The sequence below is a fragment of the Vibrio sp. 5S239 genome, assembly GCF_041439575.1.
In the GTDB taxonomy this organism is placed as follows: Bacteria; Pseudomonadota; Gammaproteobacteria; order Enterobacterales; family Vibrionaceae; genus Vibrio; species Vibrio kanaloae.
In genome coordinates, this window is record NZ_JBGOOM010000005.1 from 119,286 (window position 1) to 143,710 (window position 24,425).

Annotated in this window: 21 protein-coding genes; 13 read left to right on the forward strand and 8 right to left on the reverse strand. The window is 43.5% G+C overall.

All coding sequences use genetic code 11. The annotated features are described in order from the left end of the window. Window positions 1-301: 301 nt before the first annotated feature. From thiI to rlmM, 5 genes are all read left to right on the forward strand, one after another. Complete coding sequence (gene thiI, locus ACED48_RS06080) at window positions 302-1,750, forward strand: tRNA uracil 4-sulfurtransferase ThiI (RefSeq protein WP_017056262.1); 1,449 nt, start codon at window positions 302-304, stop codon at window positions 1,748-1,750. A 644-nt stretch (window positions 1,751-2,394) separates the two neighbouring features. Beyond that, complete coding sequence (locus tag ACED48_RS06085; protein WP_017056263.1) at window positions 2,395-3,303, forward strand: transcriptional regulator GcvA; 909 nt, start codon at window positions 2,395-2,397, stop codon at window positions 3,301-3,303. Beyond that, on the forward strand, window positions 3,296-3,919 hold the full coding sequence (locus ACED48_RS06090; protein WP_017056264.1) for an alpha/beta fold hydrolase: 624 nt from the start codon (window positions 3,296-3,298) through the stop codon (window positions 3,917-3,919). Before ACED48_RS06085 ends, ACED48_RS06090 begins: the two co-directional genes overlap by 8 nt. Continuing rightward, on the forward strand, window positions 3,909-4,307 hold the full coding sequence (locus ACED48_RS06095; protein WP_017056265.1) for a DUF423 domain-containing protein: 399 nt from the start codon (window positions 3,909-3,911) through the stop codon (window positions 4,305-4,307). Before ACED48_RS06090 ends, ACED48_RS06095 begins: the two co-directional genes overlap by 11 nt. After that, window positions 4,304-5,395 (forward strand): 23S rRNA (cytidine(2498)-2'-O)-methyltransferase RlmM, encoded by a 1,092-nt coding sequence (gene rlmM, locus ACED48_RS06100; RefSeq protein WP_017056266.1) that lies wholly within the window; start codon window positions 4,304-4,306, stop codon window positions 5,393-5,395. The genes ACED48_RS06095 and rlmM overlap by 4 nt, the downstream gene beginning before the upstream one ends. Before the next feature lie 80 nt (window positions 5,396-5,475). Here rlmM and xni read toward each other — a convergent pair whose 3' ends face one another. The 5 genes from xni to queF all read right to left on the reverse strand — a co-directional run bounded on the left by xni (window position 5,476) and on the right by queF (window position 12,867). Continuing rightward, a complete protein-coding gene (gene xni / locus ACED48_RS06105) occupies window positions 5,476-6,249 on the reverse strand; it encodes a flap endonuclease Xni (RefSeq protein ID WP_017056267.1) in 774 nt (257 codons plus the stop codon). A 116-nt stretch (window positions 6,250-6,365) separates the two neighbouring features. Next, a complete protein-coding gene (gene ppnN, locus ACED48_RS06110) occupies window positions 6,366-7,733 on the reverse strand; it encodes a nucleotide 5'-monophosphate nucleosidase PpnN (RefSeq protein ID WP_017056268.1) in 1,368 nt (455 codons plus the stop codon). Window positions 7,734-8,021: 288 nt separating this feature from the next. Continuing rightward, entirely contained in the window at window positions 8,022-9,587 is a 1,566-nt protein-coding gene (locus ACED48_RS06115) for a GGDEF domain-containing protein (RefSeq protein ID WP_017056269.1), read from the reverse strand. Between the two features lie 117 nt (window positions 9,588-9,704). Further along, window positions 9,705-11,963: a lipopolysaccharide assembly protein LapB gene (locus ACED48_RS06120; RefSeq protein WP_017056270.1), complete on the reverse strand. Its 2,259-nt coding sequence runs from the start codon at window positions 11,961-11,963 to the stop codon at window positions 9,705-9,707. Between the two features lie 58 nt (window positions 11,964-12,021). After that, a complete protein-coding gene (gene queF / locus ACED48_RS06125; protein WP_017056271.1) occupies window positions 12,022-12,867 on the reverse strand; it encodes an NADPH-dependent 7-cyano-7-deazaguanine reductase QueF in 846 nt (281 codons plus the stop codon). Between the two features lie 131 nt (window positions 12,868-12,998). On the opposite strand from queF, the gene syd reads away from it, so the two are divergent. The 3 genes from syd to ACED48_RS06140 all read left to right on the forward strand — a co-directional run bounded on the left by syd (window position 12,999) and on the right by ACED48_RS06140 (window position 15,933). After that, window positions 12,999-13,544: a SecY-interacting protein gene (gene syd, locus ACED48_RS06130; protein ID WP_017056272.1), complete on the forward strand. Its 546-nt coding sequence runs from the start codon at window positions 12,999-13,001 to the stop codon at window positions 13,542-13,544. 4 nt (window positions 13,545-13,548) lie between these two features. Next, the gene (locus ACED48_RS06135; protein WP_017056273.1) at window positions 13,549-14,325 is read left to right on the forward strand and encodes a Zn-ribbon-containing protein; all 777 of its coding nucleotides are present in this window, start codon (window positions 13,549-13,551) and stop codon (window positions 14,323-14,325) included. Between the two features lie 402 nt (window positions 14,326-14,727). Continuing rightward, window positions 14,728-15,933: a carbohydrate porin gene (locus ACED48_RS06140; protein ID WP_017056274.1), complete on the forward strand. Its 1,206-nt coding sequence runs from the start codon at window positions 14,728-14,730 to the stop codon at window positions 15,931-15,933. Between the two features lie 96 nt (window positions 15,934-16,029). Here ACED48_RS06140 and metQ read toward each other — a convergent pair whose 3' ends face one another. From metQ to metN, 3 genes are all read right to left on the reverse strand, one after another. Next, a complete protein-coding gene (gene metQ, locus ACED48_RS06145; protein ID WP_017056275.1) occupies window positions 16,030-16,839 on the reverse strand; it encodes a methionine ABC transporter substrate-binding lipoprotein MetQ in 810 nt (269 codons plus the stop codon). 82 nt (window positions 16,840-16,921) lie between these two features. Then, window positions 16,922-17,605, reverse strand: coding sequence for a methionine ABC transporter permease (locus tag ACED48_RS06150; RefSeq protein WP_017056276.1), 684 nt, complete (start codon window positions 17,603-17,605; stop codon window positions 16,922-16,924). Continuing rightward, window positions 17,595-18,629, reverse strand: a complete 1,035-nt coding sequence (metN, locus tag ACED48_RS06155; protein ID WP_017056277.1) for a methionine ABC transporter ATP-binding protein MetN — start codon at window positions 18,627-18,629, stop codon at window positions 17,595-17,597. Before metN ends, ACED48_RS06150 begins: the two co-directional genes overlap by 11 nt. Window positions 18,630-18,870: 241 nt before the next feature. Between metN and gmhB the strand changes: the two genes are divergently transcribed. The 5 genes from gmhB to treC all read left to right on the forward strand — a co-directional run bounded on the left by gmhB (window position 18,871) and on the right by treC (window position 24,368). After that, entirely contained in the window at window positions 18,871-19,422 is a 552-nt protein-coding gene (gene gmhB / locus ACED48_RS06160) for a D-glycero-beta-D-manno-heptose 1,7-bisphosphate 7-phosphatase (RefSeq protein WP_017056278.1), read from the forward strand. Window positions 19,423-19,539: 117 nt separating this feature from the next. Then, entirely contained in the window at window positions 19,540-19,875 is a 336-nt protein-coding gene (locus tag ACED48_RS06165) for an MliC family protein (protein WP_017056279.1), read from the forward strand. Window positions 19,876-19,966: 91 nt separating this feature from the next. Further along, window positions 19,967-20,911 carry a trehalose operon repressor TreR gene (gene treR / locus ACED48_RS06170; protein WP_017056280.1) on the forward strand — a complete coding sequence of 315 codons (945 nt, stop codon included), beginning with the start codon at window positions 19,967-19,969 and terminating at the stop codon, window positions 20,909-20,911. A 205-nt stretch (window positions 20,912-21,116) separates the two neighbouring features. Beyond that, a complete protein-coding gene (gene treB / locus ACED48_RS06175) occupies window positions 21,117-22,541 on the forward strand; it encodes a PTS trehalose transporter subunit IIBC (protein WP_017056281.1) in 1,425 nt (474 codons plus the stop codon). Window positions 22,542-22,682: 141 nt separating this feature from the next. Beyond that, window positions 22,683-24,368 (forward strand): alpha,alpha-phosphotrehalase, encoded by a 1,686-nt coding sequence (treC, locus tag ACED48_RS06180; RefSeq protein WP_029626971.1) that lies wholly within the window; start codon window positions 22,683-22,685, stop codon window positions 24,366-24,368. The last annotated feature ends 57 nt before the right edge of the window (window positions 24,369-24,425 follow it).

Genomic DNA, 24,425 nt, shown 5'->3' on the forward strand with positions numbered 1-24,425 from the left:
TTATGATGAAGTTGGGCTTTTCTTTCTATTCATTTAGTTTCTTTGTGTTATTGGCTTGTCATCGACTGATTGCGGGTTGGTGCATCTATCAAACTATTGATGGCAAACAGAGGCGCTATTTTTAATAAGGTGCGTATTTATTAATGGTGCCAAAGCCAAGCACTCTTTTCCTTGTTTCACTTTCTCATGTATAATTCGCGCCCTTAGATTTAGATATGATCTACTCTTGCTTAAAGTGCTGTGTAAATTGTCTAATTTAGAGCCTTTTAAAAATTTTGAACATTAATGTTGTGAAAGTACTATGAAATTTATTGTTAAGCCCCATCCGGAAATTTTTGTAAAAAGTGAATCGGTGCGTAAGCGCTTCACAAGGATTCTAGAGTGCAACATTCGTAACGTAATTCAGCGTCGCTGTGAAGGAGTTGCGGTATTTAACCGTCGCGACCACATCGAAGTAACATCAGAAAGTGATAAGTACTACTCAGAAGTGTTAGAGGCATTGACTCACACGCCGGGTATTCATCATTCTCTAGAAGTACAACAGTCAGAATTTAAAGACTTACACGATATTTATGAGCAAGTACTAGAACGCAGCCGTGCTGACATTGAAGGCAAGACTTTCTCTGTGCGTGCTAAGCGTCGTGGTAAGCATGACTTTACGTCTATAGAGCTAGAGCGCTACGTAGGCGGTGGCTTAAACCAAGCGGTTGAGTCAGCGAAAGTTCGACTTAAGAACCCTGATGTGACCGTTAAGGTTGAAGTGTCTAACGACAAACTTAACCAAGTACTCGCTCGTCATAAAGGCCTTGGTGGTTTCCCTCTTGGTACTCAAGAAGATCTACTCAGCTTGATCTCTGGCGGCTTCGACTCTGGTGTCTCTAGCTACCTGCACATCAAACGTGGTTCTAAGGTTCACTACTGTTTCTTTAATCTTGGTGGCCCTGCGCACGAGATTGGCGTTAAACAAGTGGCTCACTACCTATGGAACAAATACGGTTCATCGGCAAAAGTGAAGTTCATCTCCGTCGATTTCGAACCAGTTGTTGCTGAGATCCTTGAGAATGTAGAAGACGGCCAAATGGGCGTTGTTCTTAAGCGTATGTTCATGCGTGCTGGTGGTATGGTTGCAGAGCGTTTTGGTATTGAAGCGCTAGTCACAGGTGAAGCACTTGGTCAGGTTTCTAGCCAAACGTTAACCAATCTACGTCACATCGATAACGTGACAGATACGTTGATCCTTCGTCCGCTTATTAACTGGGACAAAGAAGACATCATCGATCTTTCTCGTATTATTGGTACTGAAGACTTCGCGAAAGTAATGCCAGAGTACTGTGGTGTTATCTCTAAGAAGCCAACCGTGAAAGCGAAGAAAGGCAAGCTTGAAGCAGAAGAAGCCAAGTTTAACTTTGAAGTGCTGGATCAAGTGATTGAGAACGCTCGTGTTATGGATATCCGTGACATTGAGAAAGAGAGCCAAGAGCAAGCGCCTGAAGTGGAACAAGTTGAAGCCGTAGCTGAGCACGCTATCGTTCTTGATATCCGTAGCCCTGACGAAGAAGACGAAAGCCCATTAGAGATTGAGGGTGTTGAAGTTAAGCACATCCCGTTCTTCAAGCTGTCGACTCAGTTTGGCGACCTTGACCAAGCGAAAGAATACTTGCTGTACTGTGATCGTGGTGTAATGAGCCGTCTACAGGCGCTTTACCTACAAGAGCAAGGCTTCCATAACGTTAAGGTTTACCGCCCCTAGTGTGGTGTTAACCGAATAGTTAAATATTTGCAAAGCCGCTTACTGAAAAGTAAGCGGCTTTTTTTTGTTTTCTATGATGAATGATTTACAGTCATCAGAAACAGGAGTGAGTTTGGTGTGCTTTATTCTGAAGTGATGGGTTTAGCTGGTTTCTGAGTGGCTGAAAAAGTGTGAGTATCTTGAAGTATTCTGTTACTTTTTAATGCAACTCAATAGTGCTATTTGTATGTGTTCAGTTGATTATTTGAGTGGATGTCTGATTCTGTGATTAACGATGAAAAATAATAAAGATTAATTAGCACAGCTATTGATAAACTTGTTGTTATTTTTCTTTAAACATAAAAAAACACCGCCATAAAGGCGGCGTAAACAAATTTGACAGACAGGTCAAAATAAATACAGGAAGTACATGCTTCGTTTCAGTATAGAACTGCAACAAAGCATTTGGTAGAACTCTACCCAACTCGAAAAGAACGAGTTTGCAAACACAACATCGCAGGAGCTAAACCAATTGATTCTGGAGAGAATCAAGCCGTTCAGGCTAGCTACTGCGGGATGAAATATAGAATTTCTCTGGCCGCTAGGCAATGGACAAATTATAATGTTTCAGATAAAAAAAACTAATGCTTATTTAGAGAGTAACTATGTCTCGTCGATTACCCCCATTAAACTCATTGAGAGTGTTTGAAGCCGCAGCTAGGCACTTGAGTTTTACGCGTGCTGCAGAAGAGTTGTTTGTTACCCAAGCTGCGGTAAGCCACCAGATCAAAGCACTTGAAGAGTTCTTATCTTTGAAGCTTTTTCGTCGAAGAAACCGTTCTTTGTTGCTGACTGAAGAAGGTCAAAGTTACTTCTTAGACATCAAAGATATTTTTACATCATTAGCAGAAGCGACGGATAAAGTGCTTGAGCGAAGTGAAAAGGGCGCTCTCACTATCAGCTTACCACCAAGCTTTGCTATTCAGTGGTTAGTGCCAAGGCTTGCCGATTTTAATCAGCAAGAACCTGATATTGATGTACGAATCAAAGCCGTGGATATGGATGAAGGCTCACTGACCGATGATGTCGATGTCGCAATTTACTATGGCCGAGGTAATTGGCCTGGGCTAAGAGCCGATAAGCTCTATCAAGAATATCTGATTCCTCTTTGTTCTCCTTCAGTGTTACTTGGCACAAAACCATTAGAGTCCTTAAGTGACTTAGCATGTCATACGCTACTGCACGATACCTCTCGAAAGGATTGGAAACAGTTCGCTAAGCAAAATAGTATTGAAGGTGTCAACGTTAATCACGGTCCGATCTTCAGTCACTCAACCATGGTGCTACAAGCGGCAGCCCATGGCCAAGGGATTGCACTGGGCAATAACGTTTTAGCACAACCTGAAATTGAGGCTGGTCGCTTGATCGCGCCATTTGACGAAGTCTTGGTTAGCAAGAATGCTTTCTATGTGGTGTGTCATGAGAAACAAGCCGACATGGGACGTATCGCCACCTTTCGCGACTGGATGCTGGCTAAAGCACAAAGTGAACAAGAGGATTTGCTGGATGAATAACGTCATTATTGATGGTGAAACTAACCCTATCACCTTTATCTTCGCCCATGGTGCGGGTGCAGGTATGGACCATGAGTTCATGCAGTCAGTGGCAAAAGGGTTAGCCTTTAAAGGGATACGAGTTATCCGTTTTAATTTCCCTTACATGATCAAGCGTGCTGAAGATGGCAAGCGTCGTCCACCAGACAGAGCCCCTAAGCTGCTTGAAGCCTACCAAGAAATTATCGAGCAGTGTGATGCTGATAAGCTTGTGATTGGCGGTAAGTCGATGGGAGGACGCATGGCGAGCCATTTATCTGAATTGGATAAAGTGGCTGCGATGGCGTGTTTGGGGTTCCCTTTCCATCCGCCGGGTAAGCCTGAGAAATACAAGGGCGAACATCTCGCTGAGTTAGCAAAGCCGTGTCTCATTTTACAAGGCGAGCGCGATACCTTTGGTAAGCGTGAAGAGTTTGCTGACTTCAACCTATCTGGTTCAATTCGAGTCGAATTTATTCCTGATGGCGACCACAGCTTCAAGCCGCGTAAAAGCTCTGGTTACACAGAACAGCAGAACATTGCCTTAACCGTTGAAAAGCTATCCGCGTTTATCAAAGAGGTGTTGAATGAAAAGTAAGTATTTACTCACTTTCGCAGGTATTTCTGGTGCGATAGCTGTGATGCTTGGGGCATTTGCCGCGCACGGTTTAAAAGCGACTCTGCCAGAGTATCTGCTGGGTGTATTCGAGACAGGTGTTCAGTACCAGTTTATTCATACGCTCGCGATATTGGCGTGTGGCGCTCTGCTACAGATGAAACTTGGCGCTAAATCACAAAAATATTTTTTCATTGCGGCAATTTGCTTTATCATCGGCATCCTTTGTTTTAGTGGCAGCCTTTATGGGTTAGCACTGACAGGAATAAAATGGTTTGGCCCTATCACTCCGTTTGGTGGTCTACTATTTATCATTGGTTGGGGAGTCTTCTCCTTCGCTGCTTTGAATATAAAAGAGGTAACTCAGTGAAACACGTACTACTTTATTGTCGCTCTGGTTTTGAAAAAGAATGTGCTGGCGAAATTCAAGACAAGGCAACACAACTGGAAGTGTTTGGTTTTCCTCGCTTAAAGAGCAATACAGGTTTTGTATTGTTTGAATGTTACCAAGCAGGTGAAGCTGATAAGCTGATCAAAGAGATCGATTTCCAAACGCTGATCTTTGCTCGCCAAATGCTGGCAGTGGCTGTAGAAATTAAAGACCTGCCAATCAATGATCGTATCTCTCCAATTCTTGAGGCGCTTTCTGAACAAGAAGGTTTTCCACGATGTGGTGATATCCGTATCGAAACACCAGATACTAACGAAGCTAAAGAGCTTTTGAAGTTTTGCCGTAAGTTCACTGTGCCTATGCGTCAAGCAATGCGTGGTAAAGGCTTGATGACTGCGAAAGATAACGCTAAAAAGCCAGTGCTTCACTTGTGTTTTATCGCACCAGGCCATTGCTTTGTTGGTTACTCTTACCCAACCAATAACTCACAGTTCTTCATGGGCATTCCTCGTTTGAAATTCCCATCAGATGCCCCAAGCCGTTCTACATTGAAGCTAGAAGAAGCCTTCCACGTATTCATCCCTCGTGATGAGTGGGACGAACGTCTAGCTCCGGGGATGTGGGGTGTGGATTTAGGTGCGTGTCCAGGTGGTTGGACTTACCAATTGGTTAAGCGTTCGATGTTCGTTCACTGTGTTGATAATGGCATGATGGCAGATAGCTTAATGCAAACGGGTCAGGTTAAGCACCACATGGTGGATGGTTTTAAGTTCGAACCTGACCGTAAGAACGTAACGTGGATTATTTGTGACATGGTTGAGAAGCCAGCTCGTGTTGCTCACTTAATGGGTGAATGGATCATCAAAGGTTGGGCGAAAGAAGCACTGTTCAATCTTAAACTGCCGATGAAAGGCCGTTACGATGAAGTACTGCAGGATATCGAGAACCTAAAAGTGTTCCTTATTGAGAACAAAGTGAAGTTCAAGATGCAAGCTAAGCACCTTTACCATGATCGCGAAGAGATCACGGTGCATATCCAATCACTTTCAAACATCTCACCACACTAATATTATTGTTAGTGCCAGTGATAAAGAAAATGCTCCTTTAAGGGGCATTTTTAGTTTCTGAGTCGGTGCATAATAGGGAATTAAGCGTTTGCTTCGTAGCGAATATCTTGCAGGTTAAACCCTAAGTCAATATCGGTCTTTAAGGCTGAAACCAACTTGCAGGTACGTGCGGATTCGATATGTTCATCGAATTTTTTACGATATTTCTTTGGTAGTTCTTCAGATTGGAATGCCGTTTCGATATCCGGGTAGGTGGTCAATATCTCTTTGGCTGCTTTTGGCCCAATACCTGGGATCCCCGGAACTTGACTTGAGCTTACTCCTGCTAATCCCCAATAATCAGCGAGTTGTTCAGGGTTGACACCAAATTCAGCTTCAATGAAGGGTTTGTCCAACCAGCGGTGTTGGAAGTAATCACGGATCTGTAGTGTTGGTGATAATAGTTGGCAATAGCCCTTATCCGTAGAGATTATAGTGACCTTTTCTCCATGATCAGCCACTTTCTTGGCGAGGGTTGCTACCAAATCATCCGCCTCATCTCCATCGGATAGCAGAGAGTCAATGCCTAGTTCCCACCATGCTTGCTGGATCGCATCGAGGCCTTTCATTAATGGCTCTGGCATCGGCTTACGGTTTTGCTTGTAAGTAGGCAGAATTTCAGCACGCCAGCCTCGATCTTGCTCATGATGATCAAATACTGCGATGATATGAGTTGGCTGCGACTCATTTAAAATTCGATTTAAAGTTTGCGTGGTTGTGGTGATGGTTCTTGCTATATCGGCTGGGTCCGGCTGAACTGAGTGCACGCGTCGGATGAGGTTTAAAGCATCGATAATAACAAGATGGATAGACATAAGTTTCCAATAAATAAGGGGTTGCTAGCCCCTTATAGTACCGTATCACTTCGTGAGTTGAAACGTTAGCGACGTAAACGTCATGACTTGTTAATTTGTCTGTGGTGAATGGCTTGCTATCGGATATTTGGCGCAATTTTATAACAAGGAACGTAGTCCGTGTCGCCCGGTAATTTCATCCTATGTTGTTCCACAAAGTCATTCAGCAGCAGATCCATTTTGGTCATCAGTTCTTTATCGCCATCAATGAGGAATGGACCGTATTTTTCTATCTCTCGAATACTTTCGGCTTTGACATTACCAGCCACAATTCCTGAGAACGCTTTACGTAAATTAGCCGCAAGGCTTTCTTTTCTTTGGTCCATGTGAAGGTCGAGTGCTGCCATAGATTCATGAGTAGGAGCGAATGGCAGTTGGAACTCTGGTTCAATATGCAGTGACCAGTTGTAGCTGTATGCATCGCCGGTCTCTTTACGGTGTGAACGTACGTTCGGCATGGCTTGTTTCATGATCTTAGCGGCGCGCGCTGGGTCATCAATCACAATTTCGTAGTGTTTCTGTGCTTCTTCCCCTAAGGTTTCACTGATGAACTTATCAATCGAACGGAAGTAAGCTTCGCTCTCTTTCGAGCCAGTCAAAACAATAGGCATAGGTTGATCGGCATTATTTGGGTGCATCATGATCCCTAAGATGTACAACAGCTCTTCGGCAGTACCAGGGCCGCCAGGGAAAATAATGATACCATGTGCCATACGAACGAAGGCTTCGAGACGTTTCTCTATGTCTGGCATGATCACCAGTTCGTTTACTATGGGATTTGGTGGCTCGGCTGCAATGATTGAAGGTTCGGTAAGCCCTAAATAACGATGGTTAGTATAACGCTGCTTAGCGTGGCCAATTGCAGCGCCTTTCATTGGGCCTTCCATAGCGCCCGGTCCACAACCAGTACAAATGTTCAGTTCTCGTAAACCTAATTCATTGCCGACTTCGCGAGTGTATTGATATTCAGTCGCGTTAATCGAGTGACCACCCCAACAAACAATGAGGTTCGGTTCAATTCCTTGAGTTAGAGCTCCCGCGTTTCTCAAAATACTAAATACAAGGTTAGTGATGTGGGTGGCATTGGTTAGGTTGAGTCGCTGGTTGTCGGCCAAATGCATATTGACGTAAACAATGTCACGCAGCACTGAAAACAGGTGTTCTTGGATACCCTTGATGATTGCGCCATCGACGAAGGCATTCTCGGGTGGGTTGCTCAATTCGAGTTTAATGCCACGCTCTCGACGCAGTACTTCAACGTCAAACGATTGATATTTGTCGAGCAACTCCTTGGCGTTGTCGGTGTGGCTACCTGAGTTGAGTACGGCTAATGTACAGTTACGATACAGTTGGTACAGATCGCTAGATGCAGTTTTCTTAAGGCGCTCAACTTCAAGTTGAGAAAGTAAGTCCATGCTACCAGTAGGGCTAATATGAGTAATCATAATGCCTCCTTGCTGAAAAGAGCTGAGGCGACTTTGAAGTGACCCTCTAGCTCGAGAGTGAGAAGCAAACGTTGAAAGTGTTTGGTTAAAGGTGAGAGAGTTAACCAGACGAAACGGATACGACAGCGTTGCTTAATGGATTATATAAACTTGCTTGAGAGCGTATATACAGCATTGCTTGCCAAGAATGTTTGTTAAGCGAATGTAATCATTAGCTTAGCAAACATTGAGGAAATTAGTATGTGATAAGTATTTGAAAAAATGAAATAAATTAAATTTGGAGCTGGATTAGTACCGAACAAGTTGGTTTGTACCGCGTTGTTTTGCTTTATTTAACGTTTTATTTAGTCTCTCTAATACTTCTTCTGGTGTATCTGACTCTTTAAATTGAGTACTTGCAGCACACAAAGTAATAGTGATCTGCTGGTCTCGGAATTTAAATGGTAGGCGGCTAACTTGAGTTTGGATATTTTGAATCAATTGATGGCAGTATTCATCGGTTTGCTCTGGTAGCAATAAGATAAACTCTTCACCAGAAAAACGAGCTACGGTATCGGTAGTCCCCGTTTCTTTGGTGATGGTTCTTGCGATGACCTTGAGTGCTTTGTCACCAGCCGTATAGCCAAAACTATCGTTAATGGCTTTGAAGTTATCGATGTCCAGTAGTACCACTTGTAGTGCATGTTGCGCGCGAATCCAACGGCGATATTCAAGCTCTAAGCGATCGGTAAAGGCCGTTCGATTGTAGACTTTAGTCAGAGGGTCAAGCAGCATTCGCTGAGCCTGATCTTCCAAACGTTTTCGGTAATCCTGAGTCACCTCATAGAGAGAGTCTAACTGAGTTTTTCCGTAACTCATTCTCTCTATCAGAGCTTGTTCTTTCTGCTCTGCGTGATTAAGCCTTTCTGAAAGGGAGGCGATTTCACGAAGCAAAGGGTTTATCGACTGCTTTAAATTATCAATGTCCGTAGCTTTATCAACAGAATTCAGGCTCTTAGTTACAAGATGGTTTAACTCAGAATTTAGACCTTGGCGGTGTTCAAAGTAGCTTTGGCTTTGGTCTGCATTTTGGTCTGCTGTTTTGATACTGGAAGCGAGTGATGTGTTGAGTTGCTCGATAAATTGTTCAGATTTTTTTCGTTCTAAGTTGGTGCCTTCGATAACCTGTTTGAGGATCTGAAGTGTTAGTTCAAGTAGGTTTTGTACTGAAACACCAAGCAGCAACTTCGCTCGAATATCGGTAAGCAGATCGCCTGATTCACCTTCGAAGTCGAGTTCAGTAATCAGATGTTGTAACTCTGTCGATAAATCGGAAAGTAATTCTTGCTCGGGCGTTTGTGTAGCTTCGGCAAAATGAGTCGGTGAGTTATTTGCCATAATCTTTATGGCACGTTCATAAATGCTGAGGAGTTTCATGGCATGATCGACTTTCTGGCTGCCATTGCATTCAGAGAAACTCAGTAAGTTACGTAGGTCGCGTTTTAGCTGAGCGGGAAGTCCAGTTATACGTTGTAACGTCTCACCACTGTGCTTAATACTATCGTCTAGATACCCGTTCTGTTTATCCATAGCCAACGTTTTCTGCTTAAGCATCCTCTCTAAGACTGCCAACTTTGGGATCATTGAGCTAATGTCTTTTTGATTTTCTAACTCTTCTCTAAGAGCAATGAGGTTTTCATCTAAATGACTGTTACTACCAACACACGCCTTACTCAAAGATGTGACAATACGCTTTAGAACTTTCTGCTCTCTCATAAACTTGAACGAGGTGTCTCTTTGCGTCAAACGAACTTGCTCTAACTGAAACTTCAGTTGGTGGAGTTGCGCCTGAATGTCTTTTTCAAGAATGCCCATAGATGTATTAATTAGCGCCGCGTAGATCGATCATGATCATGTAGTGAAGTTCCATTGCAGCAATAATAACAAAACTAAAAATAAGGTCACGACTTACCAGTATTAACCGCTCGCAAATCAGTCATCTTTTAGCATTTTTTTGATGTTGTCCTCATTCTGGTACGACGATTGTATTTTAATTAACCCTTGATTTATCGCATGTTTACACGCTTCTCTTATGTTACCAGTTGCAAGGCTAGCTGCGGGAGCATTATCGATAGCTTTTAGGTATACCCATTGGCTACTGCGCTCTTTTAAGCTGATTTCACGTGCTAGGTTAGTCGACATTAATAGTACATCTAGCAGTTCCTGGTCATTTATCGCGGTATAAGCGCGTGGTAAGAACGGGTAGTCAGCGATGCCCATACGGACAATTCGATTGATGTTACGTTCTGGCTCAAAGTTATTAACCCAAGATTGAATCTTGATGAATATTGCTTCTGGTGATAAATCACGGTCTGAGTTTGGTTCAATATAAAGCAGGTTTGAATCAGAAAAGTGGTAGACGCGAGCCGGACCTTCAAGCTTCGATTTAAGGAACTCACCGAAAGCATTTTCTAGTTCTAAGCCTGCTTTATAACCATTCTGTGTGTACATGTTCCGTAGGAAAGGTAAATCAATCATCACGAAGCGTAAACGATCGTTCAGTGGTTCATAAATCAATTCACCCAGTTGCCACTGTTCGAAGGTATGACTGGTTTGTTCTAAGGCGTTAGACAGTTTCGCATTGAGCATTCTTAAATTTGGAAGCTTCGAGCGTGAGTGCGTAAAGAGGTCTGTACGAAGTGAGTCCACTTCCTTGGCTAAGGTTTGGATAAGATAACCTCTACGAAGCACAAAGAAGAACAGAATAATACTGAACAAGAAGAGGGCAAACGATATTTTCTGGAACTTACGATGCTCCAATTTGAATTTATCTAGCTCCTGCTCTTGGCCTGCATAGTGAAGGGTTTGTTCTGCAAACTCTTTCTGTTGGCGGAATGCATCTTCACCAACACGGTTGAGTTGTTGCTGCTCTAAAGAGACAAGACTATTATATTGCTTGAGGTTTGCTAAGGCTTGTTGAGGGTGACCTGCTTGCTCATAACCTAAAGAGAGTAAGTAGTATGAGCGTTGTGACAGGTGCATGTTCTCTACTTGGCGCGAGATCTCAAGTGCACGCGTTGCATGTTTGATCACATCTTCGCTCTCTTGTAGGTGGTAAGCCAATCCAGCCGAGAGTAGGGCAGCGCGACCTTCCAGGTTTGGAATGTCGGTGTATTCTAACAGTTCAAGGGCACGGGTTAGGTACTGCTCTGCAAGAGGGTAGTTATAAAGACGTAAGTAGGTTGCCGATAAACTTAGACGAATATCAATGACTTGGTAGATATCTCGCTCGGTACTCTCGTGATCAAGAACATTAAAAAAATGCACGAGAGCCAGGTTATATTTACCTTGCAAGAAGTATACATCTCCCATTTGATTAAGCACTTGTGCCAACACCGGTGAGTTTTCAAAGTTGTCATAGAAGTCAGCGGCTTGAGAAAGGTGTTCTAATGCCTTGTCTAGCACTTGGCGTTCAAAGAAAAGTTGCGCAAGTAGGCGGTTTACTTTGGCCAAGCGTGCGCTTAGGTTTCCTTCTATTGATTTCCAGTAGCCATACAGCAATTCTGATAGTGCGTGGTTATATTCCTTGTGAGTTAGATAAAACTCTCCGACTGCGATGTGATAGTCGATGGTAACCTTTTCAGAATAGCGCTGATCTAGATAGGCTTTTGCTTCTTGGTAGAACTTCTCAGCTTCGTCGATTTTGTTGTCGTACGAGGCGATATCGGCTTTCAACATGATCAAACGATAGGTGATGCCTTCTGCTAAGAGTAACGTTTTATTTTCCGACTCTAGGTTCGCTTCGATGCTAGTAAGTTCAGCTTTTGCTTTGGCTGATTCTCTATCACTGAGCCAGAGTAACTTAACTTTTAAGATTTGAAGATCCAGTTTGAGGTACTCAAGTTTATAGGTTTTTGCGAGCCCAGACGCCTTGTCTATATGCTGAATCGCAGTACGACTGTTACCAAGGTTGTACTCTGCTTTTGCTAAGATCTTATAGGCATCGATACTGCTATTTGGTGTTCTAATCGAAGAATCTGTTTCTTCACGAGAAATCGCCGAAGGGCTTTTTTCGCGTTGATCTGAAAGGACACGCAGTGTTAGGTAGCTGTTAGCCATTTTTTTTGCTTGGTTTGGCTCGATCTCGACCAAGTTATTGGCTTCATTGAGCAGCGCTGACGAATAAATCGATGCATTAACCGATGTACTTAAGCTTAAAATAAATAGACTAACAACGTATAACCAACGCATTTCAATGTCCCTTTAATAATTAGTTAGGTTCAAGTAAGTGTGGGTGGTTCACGCCTGATTATTGGCGTGCCATACGTTTATTGTGACTTGGTCTATCTTGCTCAGTTGAACGATATGGGTTGATATCTAGGCCGCCACGACGTGTGTAACGTGCAAACACAGTTAGCTTCGAGGGTTCGCAGTGTTTCATAATATCAGTAAATATACGCTCAACACATTGTTCGTGGAATTCATTGTGCTCACGGAAAGAAACTAAATAGCGTAGCAGTGCTTCACGATTAATTTGCTTACCTGAATACTCGATCTCAACGCTACCCCAATCGGGCTGATTGGTGATTAAACAGTTCGACTTCAATAGGTGGCTGTGCAGTGTTTCTTCAACGCCTTGTTCGCCAGCAGCGCCTTCAAGCAATGAGGCGTCAAAATCATAGCTGGTGATCTTGATGTCTTGGTTGTCGATACAGTCACCTTTCATCGTTACGATAGGCTGGTTAGTGTAGTCGGTGACCGAGTTTACATTCACAGTCACCGTCTCGCCTGCACATGCTGACAAATCTTGAGTTAGACGCTCTGTCACTTGATTCCAGTTTTCGAATTGAGTCTGGTTATAGCTGTTTAGATACAGCTTGAAAGATTTTGATTCAATTAAATTTGGACTCGTTGCTGGGATGAAAACTTCACCTACGGCCACTTGTGGTAGGCCATTGCTGTTTAACCACGAAAGTTCGTACATCGTCCAAATATCATGACCAACAAAAGGCAACTCACCGTTTAGCGCAAGATCATCACGATTTAGGCTGCGAGGTACTGGTTGCAATAAACTTGCATCGTATTGGTTAGCGTACTCAGTTTTTTCACCTAGGGTTAAACCCGTTAGCTCTTTTGCGTCAGAATATTTGCTCATACTTTCGTTTCAAATTCGATTAGAATGGGGACGATTTTACTGAATCCCCATTACCCTGTCATTAAGTCATCGCTTAATCGGCACGGAAAGGGTTCGGATTCTATTTATTATTTTGTGTTTAGGAGATTTTCATGACTCAACGTGCTCAAGACGCACTACTTTCTTTTAGTCAGCGATACGTTGACGCGTGGCAACAGCAACACCAAAGTTTACCTCGCAATGAGGAACTGGTGGACGTGGTATCGCCATGTGTAGAAGAAAAGAGCGGCGACGCCGTGTTGTGGAAGCACTATCCACGTGATCAGTTCGCTGATTTCACCAACGTTGAAACCGGCATTGAATTGACGTTACATGAAGACATCAAAACTTTCTACGGTTCGCAATACAGTGCGGATATGAATGCGACCTTTGACGGTAATGAGCTGACTTTATTACAGATTTGGAGTGATGAAGACTTCGAATGCCTACAAGAAAACATCTTAGGTCACCTAGTGACTCAACGTCGCTTAAAGCTAAAGCCTACGGTTTTCATCGCAGCAACCGACGCTGAACTGGATGTTATCTCTATCTGCAACCTAACGGGCAACGTGATTCTAGAGCGCTTAGGCACCAAAAATCGTGATGTATTAGCCGAGACATTGGCAGCGTTTTTAGCAAAGTTACAACCAGCGGTATAAATAGATGTACGTACTAGAACTTCAATTTGAGTGTTTTGATAACACAACGGTAAGCGCTGTCGACAAGGCTGTTAATGGCTTAATGGATGCACTTCGTTACAACGGTCAAGTGTTGGGTCGTGAGTTTCCTATCGTGATGGGTGATGGCGAATTTTATGTTCGTGTTGTCTGCCCAGAACAAGATAGTTTACACCCACGTAACCATTCAGACTTCGTAAAAGTCTGTTTTGAGCGCTTGTCTAACGCGAGCTTGCTTACGCCTAAAATGCGCTTGCTTGGTCGAGACCTTAACTCTGAAGAAGTGGCTGAAGACGAAGCGCCTAGCTGGCAGGTGCTTTACACGACGTTCGTTCATACCTGTTCACCGTTGCGTAGTGGCGATAGCTTGCTACCAATCCCTTTGTATCGCAATCCACCTACATTCAATGGCGACCATAAAGCGGTATTGAAATGGCAGACAGAATGGCAAGCCTGTGATGAAGTTCAAATGGGCGGGGGTTGCCGTGCTGAACATGCAACGCTGACCGAGATCAGTGATACCAAAAGCGTATTATTTAAACGTGGTTGGGGCTTAAGAGGGCGCATCGAATATCTGACTAAGATCCCAACTTACTACTACTTATACCGTGTGGGTGGCATCAGCTTAAAAGCTGAAAAAGAGCGTAAATGTCCGCAATGTGGTGGTGAATGGTTGCTAGATGCGCCGATCCACGATGTTTTCTATTTCAAGTGTGATGATTGCCGTCTGGTATCAAACATCTCTTGGGATCATCTTAAGTAATCTATAAAGCTTAATTTTCGATTCAAGGTATCGAAGTGTTAGTCAATACTTCGATACCTTGAATCGCCCCTCAATTTTTCTCCCTGTTAGCTTCTCGTTTGTTGCTCTTTTTAACTCTCTATATTGGTCGTTAATCAGTATTTAGCTTGCCAATATTATCGAACCTATTTTTGCATCTAAATGCGCTCATTCCTTGCTGTATGTCTCTTTCTGTATCCCTCAAATATTCACCGGAATAATCCAACACTCATCAATTTTTCGTTACCTCAATAGTTAACCTGATCACAATAATCAATCAGTTCTCTTTCAATTTATATTCTGCTCAATATAAATGGGATCGATCCCATGGGAATGTTCCCATTTATGAGAATAACACAATTCTAGATCTGAAAGGAATGGACGATGAAATTGTTACCTATTGCTGCTGCACTCTCTACTGCTTTACTTACACCTAATTTATACGCTGATGAAACCACGCCATTGGAGTTTAATGGCTACATGCGCGGCGGCGTTGGCCTGAGTAATGAAGGTGGTTCAAATAGTAAATGGGAAGTGAGTAAAGTTGGACGACTCGGCAACGAAAATGACCTGTATGGTGAGTTTGGTTTTAGAAAAGAGGTGTATGCCGAGGACGACGTTTCATTTTTAGTTGATTCCATGTTGTCGTACTGGCAAGGCCAAGATGAGAACGCGGCGGATAAAAGCGTGGATGTAGTTCAACTGAATGTTCAAGCGGTAGGGCTTTTTGAAGATAAAGACATTGGTATTTGGGCGGGTGAGCGCTACTACCAACGCCATGATGTACACATCGTTGATAACTACTATTGGGATGTAAGCGGTATTGGTGCGGGTGTTGAACACATCAATATGGGACCAGGTAAATTATCGGTGGCTCTGATTCAAGATACAGTGACAGGCGATGTATTTGATGGCAAAGAGACTACAGCTATGATTGCTGATATACGCTATGCGGGTATTCCATTGTGGAACAATGCGGATCTTGAGGTCGGTATTGATATGAACTTCGCCAATGAAAAGCAGGGTCAAACGGTGGACGCGGATGACAGCGTAATGTTAACGGCAAGTTTGAATCAAAACCTTAATGGTGGCTTCAACAAAACCATTCTTCAAGTTGCTAACTCTGGTTATGCCGAACAGATGACAACCTTTGGTACAGGTAAGGGTATCGTTCGTGATGCAAACAACAACGATGCGGATGGCTTCCGATTGATTAACTGGGGTGTGCTTGCTATCGGTGAGAACATCGAGTTTGGCCACACGGTTCGTTATGCGGCGTCAACGGGCGTTGGTGCAAATAACAGTGATGATGAGTCGTTCAGTGCAGTAATCCGTCCGCTTTATAAGTGGGACAAGCGTATGCGTACCATTCTTGAAATTGGCGGTTTTGTTGAAACTATTGATAACCAAGATGGCGCGGGTGGCAAGTTTACAGTGGCTCAGGCTTGGGTACCGCAAGTGGGTTTCTGGTCACGTCCTGAATTCCGTATCTTTGCGACTTACCTAAATGATGCTGAAAATGACAATGCTTTCGGTGAAGGTAAAAACAGTGAAATGAGTGTCGGTATGCAAGTGGAAGCTTGGTGGTAAGCCGAGTCTTTCTCGTGAGTTGTCATTAATAAAAAGGGCTGACGCTAAGTCAGCCCTTTTGGGTCTTTGTTATAGTGAGGTGCTAAGTGTCGGTAATTACCAACCTTTAACTAAACCACCTTGGAAAATATCATAAGCAGCGTTGTACACTTCTTCAGTTTGGTAAGCCTTTACGAAGTTTTGTACATTTTCCGCATTTAAGTTCTCTTCACGAGAAACAATTAGGTTTACGTATGGTGAATCTTTGTCTTCAACGAATACACCATCTTTTTGTGGAGTTAGGTTGATTGAGCTTGCGTAAGTTGTATTGATGATAGATAGAGTTACATCATCCAGAGAGCGCGGTAGCTGCGCAGCGTCTAGTTCAACAATCGTTAGGTTTTTAGGATTGCTAACTATGTCACGCACTGTCGCGAGAAGACCGGCATCTTCGCTAAGCTCAAGCAGACCTTGTTGCTCAAGAAGCAGGAGAGAGCGACCTAGGTTTGTTGGATCGTTTGGTACTGCGATACGAGCACCATCTTGAATGTCGTTTACTGATTTCACTTCTTTTGAGTAGCCAGCAATTGGATAAACAAAGGTGTTACCAGCGATAGTCAGTTTGTAACCACGATCGGCAACTTGTTGTTCTAGGTATGGTGCGTGTTGAAATGCATTGATGTCGATAGAACCGTCATCTAGCGCTGCGTTTGGTGTTACATAATCAGTAAAAGTCACTAACTCAACATCCAAGCCGTATTGCTCTTTCGCTACTTTCGCTGCAACTTCAGCAACTTGTGCTTCAGCCCCTGCAATTACGCCGACTTTGATTTTTGAAGTGTCGACTTCTTTATCGCCACAACCTGCTAGTACTAGCGCTGAAGCTGCTGCTGCGATAGTAAGTAAACCTTTAAGGTTAAATTTCATAATAATCTCCTTTTAATAAATCTATTTAATTTGGTTCAAACGACGCTTGGTTTTAGATAGTTTGCGTTTAAACGCTGAGTCTTTATCTGTGGTCAACGCGGCGAACTAATGAATCACCGATTGATTGAATAATTTGTACCAGCACAATCAACATCACTACCGTCACAGCCATGATGGTGACATCGTAGCGGTGGAATCCGTAACGAATGGCAACATCACCCAGGCCACCGCCGCCCACAGTACCTGCCATTGCTGAGTAACTCACAAGCGTTACTAGTGTGATGGTGACTGAGTTGATGATCGTCGGTAGTGCTTCAGGAAGCAGAACCTTATTGATTATTTGTGTTGGTGTTGCGCCCATTGACTGAGCAGCTTCCACTAGACCTGTTGGCACTTCAAGTAGTGCACTCTCGATAAGTCGAGCTACGAATGGGATAGCCCCAATTGTTAATGGAACAATTGCTGCTGTTGTCCCGATAAAGGTACCGATCAACATCTTAGTCAGTGGGATAATCGCCACCATCAGCACTAAGAAAGGCACTGAACGACCTACGTTGACAACTGCACCTAGAGTCTTGTTTAGCTTGGTGTTCTCAAGTAAACCACCTTTCTTGGTTGTGTGTAGAATCACGCCTAATGGAATACCGACAGCAAAACCAACAATGCCAGCAACAGCAACCATGTACAGCGTTTCGCCTGTTGCGCCTAATAGAAGGTTACCGTTCAAGCTGATCCAGTCAGCAATCTCGTTGAAACTAAAGGACATAACCAAGCACCTCTACTTTTACATTGTTGTCGCGTAGGAATTGGATAGCAGCATTATCATCGGCTTCATTACCGAACAGCTCGGCAACCATCATGCCAAATTTTACACCGCCAGCGTAATCAAGATCAGAGCTTAATATACTGACATCGATATTAAATTTTCGTGCAATCTGCGTCATCAGCGGAGCATCAACCGTTGCGCCCGTAAACTCAAGGCGTACCAGTGGATAGCTGCTGTTTACACGAGTCTCTTGCAAACGCGCTTGGTAATCTTCAGGAATCGTCAGATCCAGCGTTGAACGAATAAATTGATGCGCCAGTTCTGTTTTAGGGTGTGCGAATATGTCACCCACAGTCCCTTTTTCTACAAGCTCGCCGCCACCAATGATGGCGACTTCGTGACAGATGTTTTTAACCACATCCATTTCGTGAGTAATCAATAGAATCGTGATGCTTAGCTTACGGTTGATTTTTCGTAGCAGCTCAAGAATCGATTGAGTGGTTGCTGGATCCAGAGCACTGGTTGCTTCATCACAAAGCAGTACTTTTGGGTCTGATGCTAATGCACGAGCAATCGCGACACGTTGCTTTTGACCACCACTTAAATTCGCTGGATAAGTATCGCGTTTGTCTGCAAGGCCAACAAGATCGAGTAACTCACTCACTTTCGCTTCAATAGCCGCTTTATCTCTACCGGCAAGCTCTAAAGGCAGTGCTACATTGTTAAATACAGTACGAGAAGACAACAGATTGAAGTGCTGGAAGATCATACCTATGTTACGGCGCGCTTCGCTTAGTTCAGACTTGCTGAGTTTTGTTAGGTCGATACCGTCAACAATCACTTCACCTGAAGTCGGGGCTTCTAACATGTTTACACAACGGATCAGGGTGCTTTTACCTGCACCTGAAGAGCCGATGACTCCGAAGATTTGACCTTGAGGTATGTGGAGGTTGATATCAATTAAGGCATTGATTTCTTTAGTGCCTTGATAAAAAACCTTATTGACTTGATTCACTTTAATCATAGAGAAACCCGTGCAGATAGAACAGAATAATATGTCGATAGCTCGCTCGATTTACAGACGATGCTATGGTGTTCTATGATCTAAGTCAATAGATATTTTTACGTCTAGACGGCTAAACGTAAGTGGTGTTATTTAAGGTGGAAACCGTTTTTTAACAAGTGCAGAAATAAATAGATAGTGATGAAGCAAATAAAGCGTGTAATAATTAATGATTAATAGAGCGTTGATAGAGAACTGAATTTTGTCTAAACCTGCTGTTTTTTTAGATCGTGATGGTGTGATTAACGTTGATCACGGCTACGTACATGATGAGCATGACTTTGAATACATCGACGGTGTGTTTGAAGCGGCGAAAGCGTTTAAAGATATGGGTTATTTATTGGTGCTAGTGACTAACCAGTCAGGTATTGCTCGTGGCATGTTTAGCGAAGACCGTTTTCTTTCTCTGACGCAGTGGATGGATTGGAACTTTGTTGATAATGGTGTCGAGCTTGATGGCATCTATTACTGTCCTCACCACGCTGAACACGGTATCGGTGACTACAAGCAAGATTGTGAATGTCGTAAACCAAAGCCAGGCATGTTCATTTCTGCTCGTGACTTTCTGAAAATTGATATGGCTAATTCAGTCATGATCGGCGATAAAGCTGAAGACATGATGGCTGCAGAGGCAGCAGGAGTTGCCACTAAAGTATTGGTGAGAACCGGCAAGCCAATCACTGAAAAGGGTGAAGCGCTAGCTAGCGTAGTACTTGATAGCATTAAAGACGTACCCGCTTTCTTAAAAGGTTAAGCGTTTCATTGAGCACTAAGGTCATGTACCTATCCTTAAAAAGCACCTAATTGTTACTAGGGTTTATACTGTTTAAGAAGATAAGTATCGTGTCTATATAAAGATGAGGAACGAAGTATGAAAGCTATGTTAGTAGCATCTCTATGTACGGTAGCATTAATCGGGTGCTCTAAGTCAGCAGTCCCTGATAGTGAAGCATCGAATAATCAGTTCATGACTTATCAATGTGAGTCTGATGTTTCGTTTGAAGTAGCTTACCTTGATAATGAAAAAGCGGTCTTACGTTTGCTTGACGATGAATATCGTCTGACTCAGGTACCGGCAGGTTCAGGAACCAAATATATTCTAGATGATGGCACTGCAGAGGTAGTTAACAACATCACTTTGCGTACTAAAGGTGACAATGCACGTCTAGAACTTGGTCGTGTTGTGTATCGAAATTGTCAAAAGTAAGTCATCGTAAGAACGACTAGGATTTACATACAGTTAAGTGAGGGAATCTACCCTCACTTTTTCTCTCTTCCCTTTTAACGTTAGACTTTTTATGAGCAAAAAACTCACTATTCTCGATATTGCTAAGCTGTCCGGTGTTGGTAAGTCAACCGTATCTCGCGTTCTGACCAACGACCCTAAAGTGAAACCTGAGACCCGTGAAAGGGTGGAAAGAGTAATTCAAGAATCTGGGTACACACCTTCAAAGTCTGCGCAATCAATGCGTGGTGGCAGTCAAAAAGTCATCGGCGTGATCATCTCTCGTTTAGATTCTCCCTCTGAAAACAAAGCCGTTAGTACCATGTTGGCTGAGTTGTATCGAGCGGATTACGATGTGGTGATTATGGAAAGTCAGCTCGACAGAGAAAAAGCCAATGAGCACCTGCAAGTTCTGAAGCGACGTAATGTGGATGGCATCATTGTGTTTGGCTTTACTGACTGTGATATCCCAGCGATCGAAACATGGGAACACAAAGCTGTGGTTATTGCTCTGGATACCGAGAATGTGACGTCGATTAACTATGATAACCAACAGGTTATTGATCGTGCTCTCGCGCATCTATCGGGTCAAGGGATCTCAGATGTCGGCTTTATTGGTGTTGATCCTAGTGATAAATCAACCGGTGAACTGCGTCTTAAGGCTTATCTAGATTGGTGTGAAAGCACCGGAGTGATTGCGAATTATCGTACTGGTCAACTTCATCATAAAAGTGCTTATCAGCTAGTGGATGAGATACTGACTCCTGCAACTCAAGCGATTGTTTGTGCCAGTGATACCTTGGCCCTTGGCGTGATTAAACGTCTACAAGAGCGACAACGCGAAGATGTGGTCGTGACAGGCGTTGGTGGCAACACTTTGCTCTCTTTTTTGTTTCCTCGTGTATTCAGCATTGACCCCGGCTATCAGTCCGCAGGGAAATTAGCGGCTAATCTATTGATCTCCCAGCTTTTAGGTAACTCTGAGATCTCTCATCACACCCAACCTCCGATTTTATAATCCACTCAATTAAGCAAAATTGAACCGCTTGGATTAAAATTAGAGTGTGATCTCTTTCAATTAATGGGACTGTTCCCATTTTAATTTATTATTCATACGGGCATTATAATAATCGTTTTTGGGAATGTTCCCATTAATCTAAATCCTGAGTGGTTATCGCTGAATGGTTTAGATGAGTAATTGAATGAAACCAGGGTGGGGTAGTATGAGTAAGATAGCGAAGCAAGACGTTGCGCGTCTTATCGAGTTAGTCGGTGGCAAAGAAAATATTGCGAGTGTCAGCCATTGTTTGACTCGACTGCGTTTTGTATTGAACGATACGGAACAAGCAAACAAAGCAGAACTAGAAAAGCTGAAGTTGGTAAAAGGCTGCTTTACGAACGCAGGTCAATTCCAAGTCGTGATTGGCACAGAGGTTGATGAAGTGTACGCACTTCTGATTGAACAAACGGGTAAAGAGGCGTCATCAAAAGATGAGTCTAAGCTTGCAGCTCGTCAGAACATGAACTTCCTTGAGCGTGGTATCTCCCATTTAGCCGAAATTTTCGTACCACTGTTGCCTGCCATCATTACGGGTGGTTTGATTCTTGGTTTCCGTAATGTGATTGGCGACATTCGCATGTTCGACGGCAAAACCTTGGTTGAGATCAGCCAGTTCTGGGCAACCGTTCACTCTTTCTTATGGTTGATCGGCGAAGCGATTTTCTTCTTCCTACCGGTTGGTGTGTGTTGGGCGACGGTTAAGAAGCTCGGCGGAACCCCTATTTTGGGTATCACGCTCGGTGTGACCTTGGTTTCCCCACAATTGATGAACGCTTACATGATAGGTAAATCGGTACCTGAGGTGTGGGACTTTGGCTTGTTCGTGATTGAGAAAGTTGGTTATCAGGCACAGGTGATCCCAGCGATGCTAGCGGGTGTGGCTTTGGCATTTATTGAGACTAACCTCAAGCGTATTGTTCCTTCTTATCTGTACCTTGTTGTCGTGCCATTTGTATCGATTATTTTGTCTGTGATTCTAGCACACGCTTTCATTGGTCCATTTGGCCGCATGTTAGGCGATGGTGTGGCATTCGCGGCTAAAGCGGCAATGACTGGTGATTTTGCGATTCTTGGTTCAGTGGTATTTGGCTTCCTATACGCACCTTTGGTAATTACAGGTATTCACCACACAACCAACGCAGTCGACCTACAATTGATGCAAGACTTAGGCGGTACGCCAATCTGGCCTTTGATTGCTTTATCAAATATTGCGCAAGCTTCAGCGGTTGTCGGCATCATCATCTTAAGCAAGCGTGAAGGCGAACGAGATATCTCGGTTCCAGCTGCAATCTCTGCCTACTTAGGTGTGACAGAGCCAGCGATGTATGGCATCAACCTTAAATACAAATTCCCAATGCTGAGCGCAATGATCGGCAGTGCCGCAGCGGCTGCAATCTGTGGTAGTGCAGGTGTGATGGCGAATGGAATAGGTGTCGGTGGCTTGCCGGGTATCTTATCGATTCAACCGCAATATTGGTCTGTTTACTTAATTGCGATGCTGGTGGCGATTGTACTACCAATCACATTAACACTGTTCTTCTATAAACGAGCACAGATGAAAGGCGAGCTAGAAACCGCCAACGCGTAATGCATTAAATAAGCGATGACTTCAAAGTGAGCCATCGCTTTTTCTCTTAGTTATAGCTTTTTCTTTTAGTTATAACGGCTATTCGACCATGATTCACATGGTGATTTTTTATTTATATTTTCTGGTAAGTGAGTGTTAGAGATGGCGATGACTGAGCATGATAAAAGTTGGTGGAAAACCGCAACCATCTATCAAATCTACCCAAAGAGCTTTTGTGACAGTGGCAGTAAAGGTACTGGCGATATCAAAGGGATCATTTCAAAGCTGGATTATCTTAAACACTTGAGTGTGGATGCAATTTGGTTAACCCCAGTTTACGCATCACCAATGATCGATAACGGCTACGATATTTCAGACTACTACGCGATTAATCCTCAATTCGGCACCATGGAAGATTTCGACTTATTACTGTCTGAAGCGCACCAACGTGGTATCCGTATCGTGATGGATATAGTGGTAAACCACACCTCGACAGAGCATGCATGGTTCCAATCTGCTTTGGGCGACAAAAACAGCCCGTACCGCGATTACTACATCTGGAAAGACCCAGTAAACGGCCAAGCACCCACTAACTGGCAATCTAAGTTTGGCGGTAATGCATGGGCTCTCGATGAAGCCACAGGTCAATACTACCTTCATCTATTCGCCAAAGAGCAGGCCGACCTGAACTGGGAGAACCCGGTTGTACGTGGTGAAGTGAAAGACGTTATCAGCTTCTGGGCTGAAAAAGGCGTTGATGGTTTCCGCCTTGATGTCATTAATTTAATTTCAAAGCAGCAAGACTTTCCTAACGATGATATTGGTGACGGTCGTCGTTTTTACACTGATGGCCCACGAGTGCATGAATATCTGAAAGAGATCAGTGAAGAAGTATTCCAGAAATACGGCAGCGTGACGGTTGGCGAGATGTCTTCAACGACACTGGAACATTGTCAGCAATACTCAAATATTGATAACAGTGAGCTATCTATGGTGTTTAATTTTCATCACCTTAAGGTCGATTACACCAATGGTGAGAAGTGGACCAATGCGCCGTTTGATTTCTTACAGCTCAAGTCGATCTTCAATCACTGGCAAACAGGCTTGAACGGCAAAGGGTGGGGCGCGCTATTTTGGTGTAATCACGACCAACCAAGAGTGGTGAGCCGTTTAGGTGATGATCAGCAGTATCGTGTTGAGTCGGCTAAGATGCTGGCTGCGTCTGTACATATGATGCAAGGCACGCCGTATATCTATCAAGGTGAAGAAATTGGCATGACTAACCCAGGCTATACTGAGATCAGCCAATATCGTGATGTAGAGAGCACCAACATGTACGACATCATGGTTAACCGTGATGGTGTGGAGCATCAAGATATGATGGCGATTTTAGCGCAGAAATCTCGCGATAACTCTCGTACACCGATGCAATGGAACTGTGAAGCATATGCAGGCTTTTCACAAGAACAGCCATGGCTAGACGTTGCGAATAACTATACTGAGATCAATGCTGAGCAAGCGCTGGAAGATAAAGATTCTGTTTTTTACTTCTACAAGAGCTTGATTGAGTTACGTAAACAAGTGCCTGTGATTACTCATGGTAGTTATCAAGATTTATTGCCTGAACACTCATCTATTTTTGCGTATGCACGTGAGAGCGAAGGGCAAACTTTGTTGTGTATTAACAACTATTATGGTGAAGAGGCGGAATGCGTTTTACCGGAACGTTTTGATATGAGTAAGGCGAAGAGTTTGTTGTCTAACTATCAAGAAGCGAACACTTCAGTAGTATTACTTCATCAAGTCTTACGTCCTTATGAGACTCGTATTCTCTTGATTGAAGGTTAACCTTGTTTCATTTTCACAAGCCTGATTCTTATTCCCCTTAAAGGGTTGGGCTTTTAC

What these genes read in the sequence shown, in the direction of transcription:
- ACED48_RS06095 (WP_017056265.1), top strand. Translation starts at nt 3,909, where the DNA reads ATGAAAAGTAAGTATTTACTCACTTTCGCAGGTATTTCTGGTGCGATA.
- ACED48_RS06150 (WP_017056276.1), bottom strand. Translation starts at nt 17,605, where the DNA reads ATGTCCTTTAGTTTCAACGAGATTGCTGACTGGATCAGCTTGAACGGT.
- ACED48_RS06140 (WP_017056274.1), top strand. Translation starts at nt 14,728, where the DNA reads ATGAAATTGTTACCTATTGCTGCTGCACTCTCTACTGCTTTACTTACA.
- ACED48_RS06115 (WP_017056269.1), bottom strand. Translation starts at nt 9,587, where the DNA reads ATGGGCATTCTTGAAAAAGACATTCAGGCGCAACTCCACCAACTGAAG.
- ACED48_RS06165 (WP_017056279.1), top strand. Translation starts at nt 19,540, where the DNA reads ATGAAAGCTATGTTAGTAGCATCTCTATGTACGGTAGCATTAATCGGG.
- treB (WP_017056281.1), top strand. Translation starts at nt 21,117, where the DNA reads ATGAGTAAGATAGCGAAGCAAGACGTTGCGCGTCTTATCGAGTTAGTC.
- ACED48_RS06120 (WP_017056270.1), bottom strand. Translation starts at nt 11,963, where the DNA reads ATGCGTTGGTTATACGTTGTTAGTCTATTTATTTTAAGCTTAAGTACA.
- metQ (WP_017056275.1), bottom strand. Translation starts at nt 16,839, where the DNA reads ATGAAATTTAACCTTAAAGGTTTACTTACTATCGCAGCAGCAGCTTCA.
- syd (WP_017056272.1), top strand. Translation starts at nt 12,999, where the DNA reads ATGACTCAACGTGCTCAAGACGCACTACTTTCTTTTAGTCAGCGATAC.
- queF (WP_017056271.1), bottom strand. Translation starts at nt 12,867, where the DNA reads ATGAGCAAATATTCTGACGCAAAAGAGCTAACGGGTTTAACCCTAGGT.
- ppnN (WP_017056268.1), bottom strand. Translation starts at nt 7,733, where the DNA reads ATGATTACTCATATTAGCCCTACTGGTAGCATGGACTTACTTTCTCAA.
- treC (WP_029626971.1), top strand. Translation starts at nt 22,683, where the DNA reads ATGGCGATGACTGAGCATGATAAAAGTTGGTGGAAAACCGCAACCATC.
- ACED48_RS06090 (WP_017056264.1), top strand. Translation starts at nt 3,296, where the DNA reads ATGAATAACGTCATTATTGATGGTGAAACTAACCCTATCACCTTTATC.
- xni (WP_017056267.1), bottom strand. Translation starts at nt 6,249, where the DNA reads ATGTCTATCCATCTTGTTATTATCGATGCTTTAAACCTCATCCGACGC.
- treR (WP_017056280.1), top strand. Translation starts at nt 19,967, where the DNA reads ATGAGCAAAAAACTCACTATTCTCGATATTGCTAAGCTGTCCGGTGTT.
- metN (WP_017056277.1), bottom strand. Translation starts at nt 18,629, where the DNA reads ATGATTAAAGTGAATCAAGTCAATAAGGTTTTTTATCAAGGCACTAAA.
- ACED48_RS06135 (WP_017056273.1), top strand. Translation starts at nt 13,549, where the DNA reads ATGTACGTACTAGAACTTCAATTTGAGTGTTTTGATAACACAACGGTA.
- ACED48_RS06085 (WP_017056263.1), top strand. Translation starts at nt 2,395, where the DNA reads ATGTCTCGTCGATTACCCCCATTAAACTCATTGAGAGTGTTTGAAGCC.
- thiI (WP_017056262.1), top strand. Translation starts at nt 302, where the DNA reads ATGAAATTTATTGTTAAGCCCCATCCGGAAATTTTTGTAAAAAGTGAA.